Raw genomic sequence first — 18,340 nt, forward strand, 5'->3', positions numbered from 1 at the left:
ACTCAATTCTCTGGCGCTCTTTTTATTAGTATCTCCCCCATGTTAAGAATTTCACTTAACCACGATATTCTTGCACACATATAGTCCTACTTTAATTTTTTCTTCTATATTTAATACCATAAAGGGGATTAAAACTCCCCAATTAACTATTATCCAATATAACCATTTCGTATGAAGAAAGTTAGACCAACAAGCTTTTGGATATTTACATTGCTGTTTCTTGGACTGCATGGACTTAAACCACAGTTCGTCACTGCCCAGGAAACCACCAAAATATCAGGTACAGTCAAGGATGCCGATACTGACGAAACACTTATCGGTGTCAATATCCTCGTAAAGGGAAAAGTAATCGGAACCATTACAGATGTAGAAGGGAATTTTTCCCTTGAGGTAAACCAGGCACCTCCGCTCATTTTGGTTTTTTCAATGGTAGGCTATGCCCCCCAGGAAGTAAATATCAGTAGCTCAACTACCAATAACCTGGAAGTTTCCCTGCAAGAGCAGACCCTGCTGGGACAGGAAGTGGTAATATCGGCTTCGAGGGTGGAAGAAAGCATTTTGTCCTCCCCCGTTTCCATTGAAAAAATGGACATCCTCAGCATTCGGGAAACTGCCAGCGACAATTACTATAAGGGAATCGCCAATCTCAAAGGAGTGGATGTCTCCTCCTCCTCCATCAATTTCCAGATCATCAATGCCCGGGGCTTCAATTCTACCGGAAACACCCGTTTTGTTCAACTGACGGACGGCATGGACACCCAAGCCCCGGCGCTCAACTTCCCCATCAGTAACCTGAATGGTCCTTCCGAATTGGACGTGGAAAGCATCGAATTCATCCCAGGCGCATCCTCAGCCCTGTACGGCCCAAACGCCTTTAACGGGATCTTATTGGTAAACAGCAAAAGTCCTTTTGACTACCAAGGACTAAGCGCCTTTTATAAACAGGGCATTAACCATGTCAGCGGCCGCGAAAACGAGCCCCAAAGCATACAACCCATGTACGAAGCAGCCATACGGTATGCCAAGGCCTTTAACAATAAATGGGCTTTCAAACTAAACGGTTCCATAATGCGGGCAGAAGACTGGTATGGGACCAACCAATCGGACCTGAACGCTATCAGCCAAGGTGATCTACCCTTTAACCCCGGAGCCAACCGGGTACATGTCTTTGGTGATGAAGTGGCCAATAATATAGGTCTGTTAAGAAATGTAGCAGCCGTTCAGCAGCAAGCAGAGGCCTTGGGCTTGGAAGACTACATTCCCAGCATACCGGACCAAGTAGTCTCCCGTACCGGTTATGACGAGCGTTTTTTGGTGGACTATGCCGCTGCCAACTACAAATTCAACGGGGCCTTGCATTACAGGATCAATGACCAGGCCGAACTTTCCTATACTGTCAACTATGGCTCCGGAACCTCTGTATACACGGGAGCGCAGCGCTATTCCCTTTCCAAATTTGACATTACACAGCATAAACTCGAATTGAAAGGTGATAACTTTTTTCTAAGGGCTTATACCACCCGGGAAAATTCAGGGGAATCCTTTATCGCAGACCTTACCGGGGTACGGATAAACGATACCTGGAAGGACAATTCCACTTGGTTTGGGGAATACACCCTTTCCTATATGGGAGCCCTGGCCCAACAAGGGGTGGCTCCGGGGACTTTAGGTACCACAGCCCAGCAGGCCGCCGCGCATCAGTTTGCCAGAGGGCAAGCGGACCAAGGACGCTACCTGCCCGGAACACCTGAGTTTGAAAATGCCTCCAGAACGATCCGGAACGACTTTATTCCCCAAGGTTCTCTTTTCAATGACCGCTCCCGCATGTACATGACGGAAGGCCAATACAATTTCAAGAAAGAAATCGACTTCATGGACCTACAGGTTGGGGCAAGCTACCGTCTGTATGACCTGAGTTCCAATGGGACCATATTTGCCGACGTGGAAGGAAATGACATTACCATTACCGAATATGGTGGATTTGCCCAAGGGGCAAAGAAGCTTTGGAACGACCACCTGAAGCTGATGGCCTCTATCCGCTACGACAAAAATGAAAACTTCAAGGGGCAGTTCAATCCACGATTTGCCGCTGTGATCACCCAGGGCAACAGCAATATCAGGCTTTCCTATCAGACCGGTTTCCGAATGCCCACCACCCAAGGCCAGCACATTGACCTCAATGTGGTATCCGCCAGGTTATTGGGAGGACTACCTTACTACCGGGAAAAATACAACATCTTTGAAAATGCCTTTTCTCTGGCGTCCGTGAATAACTATATCGCTGAAGTCGGTAAAGGCAGCAGTCCTGTCTCCCCTGTCGCTACCAGTCAGCTGGTGGCAGTCGAAGACCTACCTGCCCTCCGCCCCGAGCAGGTAAAATCCCTTGAAATCGGCTACAAAGGCCTTCTGGCAGACAATCGATTATTGATTGATTTTGCTTACTACTATAATATCTATAACGACTTTATCACACAAACAGCAGTAAGAAAGGCTCCAGGACCGGTTTTCCCCAACCCTATCAATGATGAACAACTGGCCATCAATGCCGTAAACGCTCCTTCTCTACTGACTCCCGTTACCATTCCGGGTAGGGAAAACACCTTCCAGACCTATACCAATCTGGTCGGCAACCCTGTAAAAGCCAACGGTGCAGCTTTAGGCATCACCTATAATCTTCCCAGGAACTTCAGTATAGGGGGAAACTACAACTACAACAAGCTCATCACAGAAATCCAAGAGGGCTTCCTGTCGGACTTCAACACCCCGGAGCATAAATTCAATTTGACGCTCAGCAACAGGAAATTGACTAAAAACATAGGTTTTAGTTTAGCATACAGGTTCCAGACAGCTTTCAGATGGGAATCTTCATTTGCCAACGGGGAAGTCCCCGAAGTAGGCCTACTGGACGCACAAGTAAGTTACAAGGTCAAAGAGTGGAAATCCATGCTCAAACTGGGCGGATCCAATGTCCTCAATAACCGGTACACCCTCAACTACGGCGGACCTACCATTGGCGCCATCTACTACATCAGCATTACTTTTGATGAGTTGCTCAATTAACCTTTACAAGCATGAAAACGATCTATAATATACTATATACTTCAGCGCTGGCATTGTCAATCAGCGCTTGCCAATACGATTTCCCGGCACCGGACACAGTAGTTCCAGATCCAGGAGAAGCCGACTTTTCCAAGACCATTACTGTGGGAAATTCCATAACTGCCGGACTTATGGACGGGGCATTGTACAACAGAAGCCAAAGAAACGGCTTTGCGGTCATCCTCGCGGGACAACTGAAACTGGTCGGTGGCGGTGATTTCAACGTTCCTGACATCAATTCAGAAAACGGATTTTTCACCATGGGACCAGACGGACCTTTAGGAAGACTGATTCTGACCACCAATCCCCTCACCGGAAGTATCGGACCAGCTCCCATAGGTCCTGGCGACCTGCCGACTCCCTATACCGGAGACAAAGCTTCTCTCAACAACTTTGGAGTACCTTACATGACCTTGGGACAGGCACTGACCCCGCTTACAGGAGGCCCTGCCAGTGATCAAAACCCTGCCTACAACCCTTTGTACGCCAGGTTTGCCAGTAATCCCGGCCAATCCACCCTTATCGGGGATGCCGCTGCTGCTTTGGCAGACGGGGGCACTTTTTTCAGCTTTTGGTTAGGGGCAAATGATGTACTGGGTTATGCCATAGGTGGAGCCTCCAATCCATCCATCCTTACATCGGACAGTGATTTCCAGACCAGGCTAACTGCTGCTTTGGGCACTTTGCTCAATGCCAATGCCACAGCCAATGGAATTGTCATGAATATCCCAAACATCGACATCCTCCCCTATTTCAACCTTGTTCCGTACAATCCTCTTCCCTTGAGCCAATCCCAAGCAGACCAGGCCAACCGTGCCTATGCCCTTTACAATGGAGGCCTGGCCCAAGCTGCCACACTTGGTTTGATCAGTGAGGAAGAAAAGGATTTTCGGACCATTACTTTCAGCGCAGGGCTAAATGCCTTTGTCATGGAGGACGAAAGTTTGACGAACCTCAACGCACTTGGCCTTCCTTCCATTCGCCAAAGCACCCCGGAAGATAAGACCACTTTACCTTTGGCACAGGCCCTGGCCCCTAGGGAAAACTCTCCACAAAGAGGTATAGCGTTTCCTGTTGAAGATGAATATGTATTGATCCCGGAGGAACAAGATGAAATCGGTCAAAAAATCTCCACCTTTAATGCCACTATCTCCTCCATGGTAAGTGCCAATGCGGAGAGGTTGGTATTGGTGGATGTGCAATCATTTTTACAGCAGGTTGCCGAGGGAAGTGTCAGCTCAGGAGGTGTAGGGTTAAACGCCAGCATTACACCGCCCAGTGGAGGTTTTTCGGTAGATGGTATCCATCCCAACGGCCGGGGAAGTGCCTTTATTACCAACCTGATCATTGACCAGATTAACAGTAAGTGGAACGCCACTATCCCCAAAGTAAACCCCAATGCTTATGTCGGGAATGACTTGCCCCGATGACATAAAAAAAGCCCCGTAACAACGTAACGGGGCTTTTCCATTCACTTTAACCACTAACAACCATAAAACAAAAATTCATCATGCTTTTCAGCAATCAGAAATGATGAAAACATCACTTTGTCGTAGTCCGTACGGGAATCGAACCCGTGTTTCATCCGTGAAAGGGATGCGTCCTAACCCCTAGACGAACGGACCAGGGAATAAGAAAGGCAAGCTTAAAATGGTAGTCCGTACGGGAATCGAACCCGTGTTTCATCCGTGAAAGGGATGCGTCCTAACCCCTAGACGAACGGACCATTTTGTTTTTATTTCCTTGCCTTTCTGTAAGGTGATGCAAATATAGAGGGTTAAATTAACAATGCAAAACCCTGCCAAAAAATATTTGGTTTTTTATCACAACCCCCTGTATCCTAGGTAAAAAAATTCAAACCTTCACAAAAGCCCTCATCAAACAGTTTGCCTTATCCGGACAAAAAGGGACAAATCTCCCAAAATGACTACATGTACAAAGGAGAAACGCGACCTCATAAATAAGGTATAACAAATCCCCAGTAAAGTAATGCTGCGGAAGTGCGACGATACTGATACACATAAAAGCGTATTTCTAGTGTATTTGGCGCTTCTTTATTATTTTCACGTTCTCTAAAACTCAACCCAAATTAGATTAAGAGAATGACAAAAATCAATGTCGCCATCAACGGCTTCGGCCGAATAGGGCGTTACACTTTTAAACTTCTGGAAAAAAATCCGCAAGTGGAAGTACTGGCCATCAATGACCTGATGGACATCAACAACCTCTCCCATCTGCTCAAATATGATTCTGTACACGGCAGATTCCCCGGGGAAGTGGTCACCAATGACACCGATATCAAAATCAATGGCAGAACCGTCAAGATATACGGCGAACAAGATCCCACCAAACTTCCTTGGGAGGCATTGGGCATAGACGTGGTCATAGAATGTACCGGCAGATTTGTGGCTAAAGAAAAAGCCGAAGGGCATCTTATCTCCGGTGCCAGGCGGGTTATAATTTCTGCTCCTGCCTTGGGAGATGTACCCACGGTAGTTTTGGGCGTAAACGACCACATTCTTACGGGAAATGAACAGATCGTTTCTAATGCCTCCTGCACCACCAACTGTCTGGCACCTATGGTCAAGGTTTTGGACGAAACCTTTGGAATAGAAAGAGGTTTTGTTTCCACTGTTCACTCCTACACCGCCGACCAAAACCTGCAAGATGCCCCACACAGGGACCTCCGCAGGGCCAGGGCAGCTGCCTGCTCCATTATCCCCACCACCACCAATGCGGCCAAGGCAGTAGAATTGGTCATGCCCCACATCAAAGGGAAACTCCATGCCATGGCTTACCGTGTACCTGTTCCCGACGGTTCACTGACGGAATTAAACGTGGTACTCCAACAATCCGTTTCCAAAGAAAGTATCAACACGGCTTTTCAGGATGCGGCTAACTCAAACATGAAGGGTTATATAGAATTTTGCGAAGACCCTTTGGTTTCTACGGACATCATTGGCAACCCCCACTCCTGTATCATAGATGCCGGATTAACTGAAACCAATGAAAACCTGGTGAAAGTCATCGGTTGGTACGACAATGAGTCCGGATACGCCAATCGTGTAGTTGATTTGGTCATGAAACTTGCCAAGTTAAAATAGCGGGGAGACCAATTCCCAGCACCTTCCAAATAATCTTAATGATCAATTAGCCCTAACACAACCTCTATAGATTTCCGTTGACCAAATGGAATATCCCTTCGATTTATAAGCTGCTCAGAAAGTCGTAAATTACCTTGGTGATTGTCGCATCTGGCCAGTCTCAAATTCATGGTTTAGTGACAACTTTGTAAAGCAAACCTCGATAGGTTCCATACCCTTCAAGGTGATTACGTGGAGCAGCTACCACATGAAAACGGGCGTCACCGAAAAGCCATATGAGTAGGAAGGTAAACTTTGAAATCATGACAAATAATAGCGTTTCCCTCCACAGGGTCATTAAAGTATCGCCTGAAAAACTTTTCCGGGCTTTCATTGACCCCATTGCCATTGCCTCATGGCTGCCACCTTACGGTTTCCTCTGCACGGTCCATGAAATGAATCCCCAGAAGGACGGCACATTCAGGATGTCCTTTCATAATTTTTCCACTGGTAATACCCACTCCTTCGGCGGGAAATACATGGAAATCAAACCCAATTCATTTTTGAAGTATACCGATAAGTTTGATGATCCCAATCTCCCAGAAGAAATGATCACTTCCATATCGTTGAGTAAAACTTCCGTGGGTACCGAACTTAAAATAATCCAAGAAGGAATTCCTGATGTAATCCCCTTAGAAATGTGCTACCTAGGCTGGCAGGAATCGCTGGAGAAACTGATCAAGCTCGTCGAGCCGGAGATACCCGATAATTGATGAAAGGATCATAATGTAAAAGTTTCATCGGAGTAGACTGAAATTCTTTGGGATAAACCTGCTCTCTCAGCAAAATCTGCGGAACCATTTTCTATCCCTTGATGCTAGGACCATAAGTGTATAGCACTAAATTTACCATCTTAGAAGCCAATAACCCCATACAAAGTATGAGCTCCTTCAAAGCTATCCTGGAGAATTTTGACACCAAACTATGGCAATACCATTTCCCTATACCGGACAATATCGCTGAAGGCTTGATCGAAAAAGAAAACCGAAGGGTGGTGTGCCATATTGAAAACATTCGCTTTCAGGCCGCCCTGATGAAGAGTAAAGCCTATTGGTTTATCCTGATCAACCAAAAAATCAGGGATCAACTGGGACTCACCGAAGGCGACACTGCAACACTTCATCTGGAGAAGGACCACTCTGAATTTGGCCATAAAATGCCCGAAGAACTTCAGGTCCTTTTGGATCAGGACGATGAGGGTAACGAGTTGTTCAGGGCCTTGACCATGGGCAAACAAAGGAGCCTGGTATACATTGTCACCCAGGTAAAAAACACCAACCGCAGGCTCAACAAAGCCTTAGCCATTGTGGACCACTTGAAGGAAGTTCAGGGGAAGCTGGACTTTAAAATGCTAAACGAAAAAATCAAATACTATAATAACCTGGATAAATTTTGAACCTAGACGGCTCCATATGACTTAGATAATCGGTTAAAGGAATAATGACTGCATAACCGGTTAACTGCCTAAGCAAATAAGCTAACATAGCACAAATCGCACCTCCTCGGCTGATTTATGGGCATACTGTACGGCACTTCACTCCCCTCAACAATTTCCCCACTTGCAACTGAGTAGAATGATAATAATACTACATTTATCCTATCAGGTGTCAATCGAGCAAAAACATGTCCCATCATCATCACCATCACGGCCAGGACAATATCAAGTTGGCTTTTTTCCTCAACTTGGGCTTTACCATTTTGGAATTTTTTGGTGGATTATATGTCAATAGTATTGCTATCATTTCAGATGCCCTGCACGACCTGGGGGACAGCCTTTCTTTGGGGCTTTCATGGTACCTTGAGAGGAAGTCCAAAAAAAAAGCCACCCATACCTTTACTTTTGGCTATAAGCGATTTTCCCTTTTAGGGGCGCTGATCAATAGTTTGGTGCTGATTATCGGGTCTATCTTTGTGCTCCGTGAGGGCATTTTACGGATCATCCAACCCGAGTATTCCAACGCGACCGGAATGATCATATTCGCCGTAATTGGCGTCATGGTCAATGGCTATGCCGCATTTAAATTGAGTCATGGAAAAACGCTCAATGAGAAAGTCCTCTCCTGGCATTTGATCGAAGACGTTTTGGGATGGGCAGCGGTGCTGATAGCCGCCATCATCATGTTATTTTGGGAGACCCCCTACTTGGATCCTGCCCTCTCCCTACTGATCACCTTTTATATCCTTTGGAATGTCCTGAAGAGACTAAAGGAAACCTTGATGATATTTTTGCAGGCCAGCCCAAGGGAAATAGACGAGCAAGAGATCCATCGCAAACTGATGAGCCTTCCTCATGTGGACTCCATCCACCATGTCCACATCTGGTCATTGGACGGGGAAAAACATGTATTCACTGCCCATATCAAGTTAAAAGAGGTGCACGATTTTAGGGAAGTATTGGCGCTGAAAAAAAAGCTAAGAAAAATCTTGAAGGAATACCCTTTTTCCCATCACACCGTGGAAGTGGAGCTACCTGATGAACAATGTGCCATGGAACCCCATGATCATTAAAACAAGCTGGAGCTCCTTCTATTGAAAGATTGGAAGTTCTCTTAGGTCCCTCATTTATTATTTAGCATTCGACATTCAGCATTAGATATTCATCATTCAAGATTGCTTCTTTCAGCATCAAGTCCCTTGAACAGGGTAGTTATTCGAGAATTAGGTTATTTGGTTACTGGTGGATTCCTGGCTCATTTTGATTCAGCATTCGACATTGCCCACCCCTCATGTTTTATTCAGTCAATGCTAACGACTTCGAACTTCGTACCTCAAACTTCCTACTTCGTACTTTACGAGCTCCTCCCTTCCTTAGTCAGCATTCGACATTCAGCGTTCGATATTCATCATTCAAGATTGCTTCTTTCAGCATCAAGTCCTTTGAACAGCGCAGTTATTCGAGAATTAGGTTATTTGGTTACTGGTGGATCGTAGCTCATTTTCATTCAGCACTCGATATTGCCCACTCCTCATGTTTTATTCAGTCAATGCTAACGACTTCGCACTTCGTACCTCAAACTTCCTACTTCGTACTTTGTACCTAGTACTCAACACTAAATACTTCCCCCCTTCCCCTATCCGTGTTTCCTGTGCTTTTTAAGGTATTCGGAAGGCGATATATCCATCACGTTTTTGAATTGCCTATTGAAATTCGACAGGTTATTGAAGCCACATTCATAGCCCACCTCAGAAATGTTCAATTTCTCCTCAATCAATAGTTTGCAGGCATAGCCCACCCTGATTTCATTGAGAAATTTGGAATAGGTTTTCTTTGTGGACTTTTTGAAATAACGGCAAAAAGCCGTTGGATTGAGATGGACCAAATCTGCCACTTCCTCCAAACTGATGTTCCTTTTGAAATTATTGAAGGTAAAGGAGAATACTTTGTCCACCCTGTCATCACCGGTCATGTTCAGCGGAAAAGTAAAACCGTCCGTACACAATACTTCATATTCTTCCTCTTCTGCCAGTACGGCCAAAAAATTCAGGAGTTTCACCAAGCGCTCCACTCCCTCTGTTGCATTCAACTCCTGAAAAAGCTCCAGGGCCATCTCCTGACTCCTGCCTTTAAACCTAATGCCCTGATTGGCACGCTCCAACATCTTCTTGATATACTTCAGCTCGGGCAAATCCAAAAAGGCCTTACCGGCAAATTCTTTGGTAAAATGCAAGCTGTATGCTTCCGCTTTCCCCTCCTCTTTGAGTTCGAAATACTCGGGGTCATTTTGCCACAGGTGGGGCAGGTTTTCTCCCACCAAGATCAAATCCCCCTCTTTAAATTTTTCTATATTGTCACCAATAAATCGGGTACCGGTACTCTTCAAAATATACACCAGTTCCAGCTCCCGGTGATAATGCCACACATCCAAAAAATAGGGATAGGAGTGCTTGGCTACCATAAAGGATCGGTTAAATGGGCTTTTTCGTTCTAGTAGTTTTGCTTTCATAAGCATGAATTTTAGGGGTCACACCGCTTTCGCACTCCCCAATTATACAAATATTATCTATTGAAACAAACAAAAACAACAAGCAAGCAAAAATAGTATCACACTTAACCAATTTTCAGGTGGCAGATCCCCTTATAAATACTGACCTTGCAAAAGATTTCGTAGAATTATCACTATCATACTTATAAAGAAATGAACATTAAAATTGTTGACTATCAGGTAAAGGACATCAGGTTCCCTACCAGCAAGGAGAAACATGGATCCGACGCAATGAATCCTGACCCGGATTACTCTGCTGCATATATCATTCTAAAAACCGACCATCCTGATCTGGAAGGTCATGGATTGACCTTTACCATCGGAAGGGGCAATGAAATCTGCTGTGCTGCTTTGGAGGCCATTGCCCACCATGTGGTCGGCAGAAACCTTTCTGATTTCACGGCCGATATGGGCGCTTTCTGGAGAGAGGTAAACAGTGACAGCCAGATTAGGTGGCTGGGACCTGAAAAAGGGGTGGTTCATTTGGCCACCGGTGCCCTGGTCAATGCCGTTTGGGACCTTTATGCCAAGGCGGAGAAAAAGCCCTTATGGAAACTTATCGGCGAAATGTCACCTGAGGAACTGGTAAGGTGCATAGATTTCACTTATATCACCGACGTGGTGACCAAGGAAGAGGCACTGGAAATCTTCAAAGCAACCGCAGCAGGCAAGGAGGAAAGAATCAAGTTCCTGGAGGAAAATGGTTACCCCGGATACACCACCTCAGCGGGTTGGCTGGGTTATACAGATGAAAAAATCAGGCGACTGTGCAAGGAGGCCAAGGCTGAAGGATGGAAACACATCAAAATGAAAGTCGGTGCCAACCTTGAGGACGATATGCGACGTGCGGCCATTATCCGGGAGGAAATAGGCGACGACATGTACCTGATGATGGATGCCAACCAGCGATGGGAAGTTTCCGAAGCCATTGAAAATATGAAACAATTGGCTAAATTTAACCCACTTTGGATCGAGGAGCCTACCAGCCCTGATGATATTTTGGGTCACAAAGCCATCAGTGACGGGGTGAAGCCCATTTTGGTAGCCACTGGTGAACACTGCCAAAACAGGGTGATCTTCAAGCAGCTGATGAAAGCCGGAGCCCTTCAGATTTGTCAGATTGACAGCTGTCGTGTGGGCGGGGTCAACGAAAATCTGGCCATCATGTTGATCGCCAAGAAATTCGATATCCCGGTATGTCCGCATGCCGGTGGCGTAGGCCTTTGTGAATATGTACAGCACTTGTCCATGATTGATTATATCTCCATCAGCGGAACCATGGAAGGTAGGGTGATTGAATATGTTGACCACCTGCACGAGCACTTTATCGATCCGGTGATTATCAAAAACGGCCGCTACCAAGCGCCTAAATTACCGGGATATAGCATTGAAATGAAAGCGGATTCCCTGATAGAATATGACTTTACCAGTGGTCCGGTTTGGAATGAGGAGCCTGTCAAGTCCTGATATCGGTACTGCACAGGACAGCATCAAGTGAAAAACCGACTAGCTTTTCGATTTGTTTTGGAAGATTAACATATTATGAAAAATAAGACCATTTTGATTACCGGGGGAGCCAGTGGAATCGGCCTGGCCATGACCACCCGTTTTGCCGAAGAAGGGGGCAATGTTTATTTTATTGATTTTGACCAAAATGCCGGTGAGAAAGTAGCCGGTGAACTGAAGGAAAAAGGCTTTCAGGTCACCTTTCTTCAAGGAGATGTCTCCAAGACAGCGGAGATGAAAAATACCATCAATACCATTGAAGGCAATATTGATGTATTGGTCAATAATGCGGGTGTTTCTCATGTCGGTAATTTGGAAAACACCTCAGAAGCTGATTTTGACCGGCTTTATCAGGTCAATGTCAAGGGAATCTACAACTGTAGCCTTGCTGCATTACCTAAAATGAAAGAAAACGGTGGCGCTGTGATCAATATGGCTTCCGTGGCCTCCACCATGGGCATTCCTGACAGGTTTGCCTATTCCATGACCAAAGGGGCCGTATTTGCCATGACCCTTTCTATGGCCAGGGATTATGTGGAATACAATATTCGGGTCAACTCCATCGCTCCAGGACGGGTACACACGCCTTTCGTGGACGGATTCTTGGCAAAGAATTACCCTGGACAGGAAAAGGAAATGTTTGACAAATTGGCCGCCACCCAACCTATCGGTAGAATGGGTAAACCGGAAGAAATTGCTGCCATGGCTTTATACCTCGCTTCTGATGAGGCAAGCTTCCTGACTGGAGGCAACTTCCCTATCGACGGGGGATTTGTAAATTTGAAAATGTAGCTTTGACTTCGCTCAGCTACCAACTGGTGCTATTCGGGATTTAAAATCCCGAATCCAACCTGCGAAAAATCAAGCAACTTAGTAACCTAATAACTAAACATGAAATTATTAAGATTTGGAAATGCTGGTGAAGAAAAACCAGGAATACAAAAAGCAGACGGAACAAGGATTGACTGCAGTGGCTTTGGCCAGGACTGGACAGAAGAGTTCTTGGAAAACGACGGATTGAACCGACTTGCGGCCTGGCTGGAAACCCATCAGGACAGCTGCCCGGTCATCAGCAATGAAACCAGGTTAGGCCCTCCTATCAAGCGACCATCCAAAATCATCTGCATCGGCTTGAATTACTCCCTGCACGCCAAAGAAAGCGGCATGGAAGTCCCTAAACAGCCGGTTGTGTTTATGAAATCCACGACTTCCCTCTGCGGACCCAACGATAATATCATCATCCCCCGTAACTCCGAAAAAACGGACTGGGAAGTGGAATTGGCCGTAATGATCGGAAAAAAAGCCAGTTATGTGGCCAAGGAAGATGCCATGGACTATATCGCAGGTTACTGCCTGTTCAATGATGTTTCCGAACGTGACTTCCAATTGGCCCACGGTGGACAATGGGTGAAAGGAAAGAGCAACGACAACTTCTCTCCTTTAGGCCCCTACCTGGTGACCAAAGACGAAATCAAAGATCCGCATAACTTGAACCTTTGGCTGAAGCTAAACGGTAAGATGCTTCAAAACAGCAATACCTCTGACCTGGTATTTGACATCCCTACCCTGATCAGCCACCTCAGCAATTACATGACCCTTCTTCCTGGAGATATCATCTCCACCGGTACGCCTGCAGGAGTGGGACTGGGACTTACCCCTCCTACCTACCTGAAAGAAGGTGACGTAGTGGAACTGGGCATCGATGGCCTGGGAACTTCCAGCCAGGTAGCCGTCAACTACAAAGGTTAATCATCAGACCGATATAATTAAACCTGCCGGAGTCATTCCGGCGGGTTTTGCTTTTTAACCCGGAATTATGCAATCGGATTCGTTATAGCCTGTCCCGACTACTGTCGGGAAGGCCTGAAAATGCAAGAAAATCAGGCTGTTTGGAGACTGAGGCATAGCACCGCTATGGTGAAGTCGAAAACAGCAGCAAAGCGTCTGATTTTATCCGCCGCGGCGGATCAGCCCGTAATAGATTCTCTATTGCATATTTCGGGTTTAACCCAAAAAAACTTTCCCATGAAAATAGATGCGCACCAACATTTTTGGCAGTACAATACAGAAAAGCATGCCTGGATAGAAGAAGAGGTACTTAAAAAGGACTTTTTCCCGTCCCATCTAAAGCCATTATTAGATCAAGAAGAATTTGACGGTACCGTGGCCGTACAGGCAGATGAATCCTTAGAAGAAAATACCTTTCTTTTGAACCTTTCGAAGCAAAACCCTTGGATCAAGAAGGTAGTGGGCTGGGTAGACCTCTGTGCGAATGACGTGTTGGATCCCTTGGAAAAATATTCACAAGAACCGAATATGGCCGGTTTTAGGATGATCCTTCAAGGGCAGGCACCAGAACTGATGGCTGATAAGGCCTTTAGAAGTGGAATTTCCCAGCTCGAAAAATTTGGCTACACCTACGACATTTTGATTTTCCCACATCATCTGGACGAAGCCATCAAACTGGTCAACAGTTTTCCGAATCAGCCTTTTGTAATCGACCATATTGCCAAACCCTATATCAAAGACGGGAAAATAGAGGAATGGGCAAGCAAAATGAAAACCATCGCACAACACGACAATGTCTGCTGCAAAGTTTCCGGCATGGTCACTGAGGCAGATTGGCAAAATTGGACAAAAGAGGGGCTAAAACCTTATATAGATGTGGTTTTTGAGGCCTTTGGGACAAAGCGGTTGATGTTTGGCTCAGATTGGCCTGTAGCGTTATTGGCGGCCGATTATGCTAAAAACGTTTCCATTGTAAAAGACTACATCAGCAATTTGAGTGAAACGGAGAAGGCAGATGTTATGGGACTGACGGCTTCCAAATTTTACGGAATTAAATAAGCCTCAGATGAAATGAGTTCTGAAAGCAAATGGGACTCAAAGTTAGCTTCAAGTACTTTATCAATTCTCAAAAAAGAAAATTCGTGTAAACCTGTCTGGCGCCAGATAGGTTTGCGTAAACTTGTCCGTCGTCGCGGATTCTTTGACTCCTATCTCAAAAACCATACATCCCCCAAAAACCCTTATTAACACATAGTTCAAATTCAAAATGACAAAAAGATACACCCTGGCCCTGGATCTCAAAAACAATCCACAGCTGATCTCTGAATACGAAAACTACCATAAAGAAGTATGGCCTGAAATCAAGAAAAGCATCACGGATTCGGGCATCACCAATATGGAAATCTACCGATGGGAAAACCGTTTGTTTATGATCATGGAAACCAACGAAGAATTTTCCTTTGACAAAAAAACCAAAATGGACGCTGACAACCCCAAGGTACAGGAATGGGAGGACCTGATGTGGAAATACCAACAAGGCCTGCCCGGTGTGCCAGAAGGAGAAAAATGGCAGTTGATGGAGAAGATATTTGAGCTTTAGTAGAGTATGGAGTAGTGAGTCTTGAGTCTTGAGCTTTGGGCTCATTACTCTGCAATACGCCTATTGATGTGATCTTGATACTAAAATCTTGCTACTCGATACCCTTTGTTATCCTGACAGTCTGCGCTGTTCCGGATTTGCAATCCGGAACTTATGATAAATGGTATTTGCAATACCCCTACTGCAATTGCTATAACAATAAGTTGTCAATTCCTGTAATATAAGGTTGGTTTTATGGGATTTACAATCTCTAGAAACGAAATTAATCAGCCTTTTTCAGAATAGATGGATTACAATTCCTAGTGTACTACAGTTCCTGATTAAATGATGTCTTAATAAAGATTATATATTAAACAGTCTCCTTTATACTTTACCCCTAAATCCCCTGAAGGGGACTTTTAAATCCTACACTATTTCAGATTACCGTCTCCTAAATCCCTGATGGTGACTTTTGACTCCATCCTTCAGGGGAGGCTGTAATTCTTGAAAAATAAAATAGCTCTTCTTCATCCATTCGCACACAAATGTTCCTGTTTACGAATCTAGATCAGCTAGATGAAGATAAACACCTCTCCTCAAACACAAATTATTATTCAAAAATATAAATCAACTATTTTTTTAATTGAATTTTACTTCTACATTAATAGAATACAATCTAACTATGTAGAAATGAAATTATCCCGAAGTGAAGAGCAGTTGATGAATTACCTTTGGAAATTGGAAAAGGCTTTTATGAAAGACTTAATCGAGGCTTATCCAGACCCCAAACCGGCCCCTACTACAGTGGCTACCCTGCTTAAGAGAATGGCAACCAAGAAGTTTGTCAGTTATAAAACTTATGGGAATTCCCGGGAGTATTATCCGCTCATTACTAAAGCCGCTTACTTTGGCAAGCAGATAAAAGGAATGATCAAAAATTTCTTTGACAATTCACCGTCCCAATTTGCCTCTTTTTTCACTTCTGAAACCGAGTTAAGCAAAGAGGAATTGGAAGAGCTTAAGGAGCTAATTGACCGTCAAATCTCAAACAAAAAGCAATGATAGCTTATCTGATAAAATCCGCAATAAGCCTACTCGTTTTGTATATGGTTTATCATTTTCTGCTTTCCAAGGAAAAAGCCTTCCGCTTCAACCGGTATTTTCTCTTGGGAAGTCTGGTCTTTTCACTTTGTATCCCGCTTTTTGAATCCCCTTTTAAGGCGGGTACAGTTTTGGAGAAATCCTCCCCTAGCTCGCCCTATGTCATTATAGAAGAACTATTTCCTACAAGCCAAATGACCACAGATGAACCCCCATCTCCAATCATAGTCAATGAAACTGCTGATTCCAATAAACCAGTAACGACATCTGAAATTTTATGGGGAATTTATACATTGGTTTTCTTTGCCCTTTTCTGCCGGTTGCTGATTGGTCTAAGTGGACTTCTTATAAGAATCAAAAAGGGGCCTGTTATCCACCAAGGCAACTATAAGGCAGTATTGAGTGCTGGAAAAGATCTTCCTTTTACCTTTTTGCAATTTATTTTTCTGGAGAAGGAACAGTACCAAAATGGAGAAATCAACAACCAATTGCTGCTTCATGAAAAAACACATGCCCAGCAATGGCACAGCCTGGATATACTGTTCATTGAAGTGCTCAAAACTATCTTTTGGTTCAATCCAATATGTTATCTGTATAAAAAAGCCATCCTGCAAAATCATGAATATTTAGCAGATGAAGCTGTTAACAGTCACTTTGGGGATATCAAAAATTACCAACTTCTTCTCTTGTCTTTTGCCAGTCAGACCCAGTCAAGGCACATTGCCAGCTATTCAAAATATTCACTTACCAAAAACAGAATAACCATGATGAACAAAACCAAAAATTGGTCAAGAGCTTTATTCAAAATGCTTTTGGCAGCTCCTATTGCTATTGGAATTATAATGCTTTTAGCCACGAAGCCTCATAATAGTACCAATAAAACCATCATGGAACCAATCGCTCCTGTTACTTCCTTACAACAAGACGATAACTATTTGGAAGAGTATGAACGATTAATTAAAGAAGGAACGACTGATAAAAAAGAACTAAGGATCAGTAGGTTAAACATTGACAGACTACGTCAACTTTGGGACTTAATGTCTGAAGATCAAAGAAAAAAAGCCAATAAAATTCCTGCCGTACCGGCCCTGCCAATACCGGATAAAATGAAAGTAACCCAAGAACAGTTAGATGAAATAATTCACGGAGATAAAATTGGTGTCTGGTTAGATGGAAAACAGGTTTCAAGAGATAAAATTGCACAATTATTACCAGAGGAGATAACTTATTACCATAAATCAAGAATCCTTAAAAACGCTAAAAATTATGGTGTGTTTGATTTTGAAATCACCTTGATGACAAATGATTCCTACTATCAAAACTTCATTATACAAAAAACACTTCTTGATCAAAAATCCGTCTATTCCAAAGCAATTGAAATTTTCAAAAAACATCAAGACAACCCTCAGCTTTATAAAGGAAAATTAGGTGGTGACATTAATGTGCTCTTCCAAATATATGAGAGAATTCCCCAATGGGAAAAGGAAAAATATAATATCAAAAACCCTACAGAGGCCTTAAAAAATCAAAACAACAAACAGACAGGCTTTAATTATCTTCCTTTCTTTAAACAAGAGGAAAAATGTTAACTGTTTGAAATAAGAACGGCACCAACAATCTCTGTTGTCCCGTCAGCTTAGCTACGCCTTAGCGCACAGGTGCGGGACTTCTAAAATAGAGCCTTTGGCTCCATTATTTTTAGAAGTAAGCCTTTTCAGAAACGACATTACCAATCCCACTAACCGGCAGTTTCTGATTAAATAATGCCCTAGAAACGATTTCAATTCTAAGAAACTACTTTTTACGCTACCCTAAATCCCCTGAAGGGGACTTTTGGATCCTTCCTTCTGGTCAGGCTGTGATACTTGGAAAATGAAAAAGCTCTTTTCCTGACTTCTCTCCACTTTATTCTTTGCTCTTTATTTGTTATTCTCTTTTTCCTCTGTCCCTGGCTTGTATCATTAATTTGATGCATCGCAGCGTCTTATTTAATTGCGGGATTACAAATCCCCTTTATCACGAGTTCCTGATTGCAAATCAGGAACAGCGGAATCTTGGCTCTTTATTCTTTACTCTTTTATTCCCCACTTAAGCGATCATGATGATACTCAATACTCACTACTCAAGACTCAATACTCCCT

General features: G+C 44.1%; 14 protein-coding genes and 2 tRNA genes. 13 read left to right on the top strand and 3 right to left on the bottom strand.

Features of this window, described 5'->3' with window-relative positions; genetic code table 11:
* Positions 1-171: 171 nt before the first annotated feature.
* Complete coding sequence (locus ACYVAA_RS14275; RefSeq protein WP_460542855.1) at positions 172-3,060, top strand: TonB-dependent receptor; 2,889 nt, start codon at positions 172-174, stop codon at positions 3,058-3,060.
* Positions 3,061-3,071: 11 nt separating this feature from the next.
* Positions 3,072-4,529 (top strand): hypothetical protein, encoded by a 1,458-nt coding sequence (locus ACYVAA_RS14280; RefSeq protein WP_460542857.1) that lies wholly within the window; start codon positions 3,072-3,074, stop codon positions 4,527-4,529.
* 123 nt (positions 4,530-4,652) lie between these two features.
* Here the strand turns inward: ACYVAA_RS14280 and ACYVAA_RS14285 are convergent.
* Positions 4,653-4,724 (bottom strand) — tRNA-Glu (locus ACYVAA_RS14285).
* A gap of 26 nt (positions 4,725-4,750) precedes the next feature.
* Positions 4,751-4,825, bottom strand: a tRNA-Glu gene (locus ACYVAA_RS14290).
* A 376-nt stretch (positions 4,826-5,201) separates the two neighbouring features.
* Between ACYVAA_RS14290 and gap the strand changes: the two genes are divergently transcribed.
* The 4 genes from gap (at position 5,202) to ACYVAA_RS14310 (ending at position 8,750) form a co-directional block, all read left to right on the top strand.
* A complete protein-coding gene (gene gap, locus ACYVAA_RS14295) occupies positions 5,202-6,203 on the top strand; it encodes a type I glyceraldehyde-3-phosphate dehydrogenase (protein ID WP_460542859.1) in 1,002 nt (333 codons plus the stop codon).
* 302 nt (positions 6,204-6,505) lie between these two features.
* Entirely contained in the window at positions 6,506-6,955 is a 450-nt protein-coding gene (locus tag ACYVAA_RS14300) for an SRPBCC family protein (RefSeq protein WP_460542861.1), read from the top strand.
* Between the two features lie 167 nt (positions 6,956-7,122).
* On the top strand, positions 7,123-7,638 hold the full coding sequence (locus ACYVAA_RS14305) for a YdeI/OmpD-associated family protein (RefSeq protein ID WP_460542863.1): 516 nt from the start codon (positions 7,123-7,125) through the stop codon (positions 7,636-7,638).
* Positions 7,639-7,865: 227 nt separating this feature from the next.
* On the top strand, positions 7,866-8,750 hold the full coding sequence (locus tag ACYVAA_RS14310) for a cation diffusion facilitator family transporter (RefSeq protein ID WP_460542865.1): 885 nt from the start codon (positions 7,866-7,868) through the stop codon (positions 8,748-8,750).
* A 563-nt stretch (positions 8,751-9,313) separates the two neighbouring features.
* Here the strand turns inward: ACYVAA_RS14310 and ACYVAA_RS14315 are convergent.
* A complete protein-coding gene (locus tag ACYVAA_RS14315; protein ID WP_460542867.1) occupies positions 9,314-10,186 on the bottom strand; it encodes an AraC family transcriptional regulator in 873 nt (290 codons plus the stop codon).
* A gap of 192 nt (positions 10,187-10,378) precedes the next feature.
* Here ACYVAA_RS14315 and ACYVAA_RS14320 point away from each other — a divergent pair, with 192 nt between their 5' ends.
* From ACYVAA_RS14320 to ACYVAA_RS14350, 7 genes are all read left to right on the top strand, one after another.
* Positions 10,379-11,692, top strand: coding sequence for an L-fuconate dehydratase (locus ACYVAA_RS14320; protein ID WP_460542869.1), 1,314 nt, complete (start codon positions 10,379-10,381; stop codon positions 11,690-11,692).
* A 75-nt stretch (positions 11,693-11,767) separates the two neighbouring features.
* On the top strand, positions 11,768-12,523 hold the full coding sequence (locus ACYVAA_RS14325) for an SDR family NAD(P)-dependent oxidoreductase (protein ID WP_460542871.1): 756 nt from the start codon (positions 11,768-11,770) through the stop codon (positions 12,521-12,523).
* A 99-nt stretch (positions 12,524-12,622) separates the two neighbouring features.
* The gene (locus ACYVAA_RS14330; protein ID WP_460542873.1) at positions 12,623-13,480 is read left to right on the top strand and encodes a fumarylacetoacetate hydrolase family protein; all 858 of its coding nucleotides are present in this window, start codon (positions 12,623-12,625) and stop codon (positions 13,478-13,480) included.
* Positions 13,481-13,756: 276 nt separating this feature from the next.
* On the top strand, positions 13,757-14,578 hold the full coding sequence (locus ACYVAA_RS14335; RefSeq protein ID WP_460542875.1) for an amidohydrolase family protein: 822 nt from the start codon (positions 13,757-13,759) through the stop codon (positions 14,576-14,578).
* A 208-nt stretch (positions 14,579-14,786) separates the two neighbouring features.
* Positions 14,787-15,119: an L-rhamnose mutarotase gene (locus ACYVAA_RS14340; RefSeq protein WP_460542877.1), complete on the top strand. Its 333-nt coding sequence runs from the start codon at positions 14,787-14,789 to the stop codon at positions 15,117-15,119.
* A gap of 669 nt (positions 15,120-15,788) precedes the next feature.
* Entirely contained in the window at positions 15,789-16,160 is a 372-nt protein-coding gene (locus tag ACYVAA_RS14345; protein WP_460542879.1) for a BlaI/MecI/CopY family transcriptional regulator, read from the top strand.
* Between the two features lie 104 nt (positions 16,161-16,264).
* On the top strand, positions 16,265-17,788 hold the full coding sequence (locus ACYVAA_RS14350) for a M56 family metallopeptidase (protein WP_460542881.1): 1,524 nt from the start codon (positions 16,265-16,267) through the stop codon (positions 17,786-17,788).
* Positions 17,789-18,340: the final 552 nt, after the last annotated feature.

This window comes from Echinicola sediminis (assembly GCF_054777495.1).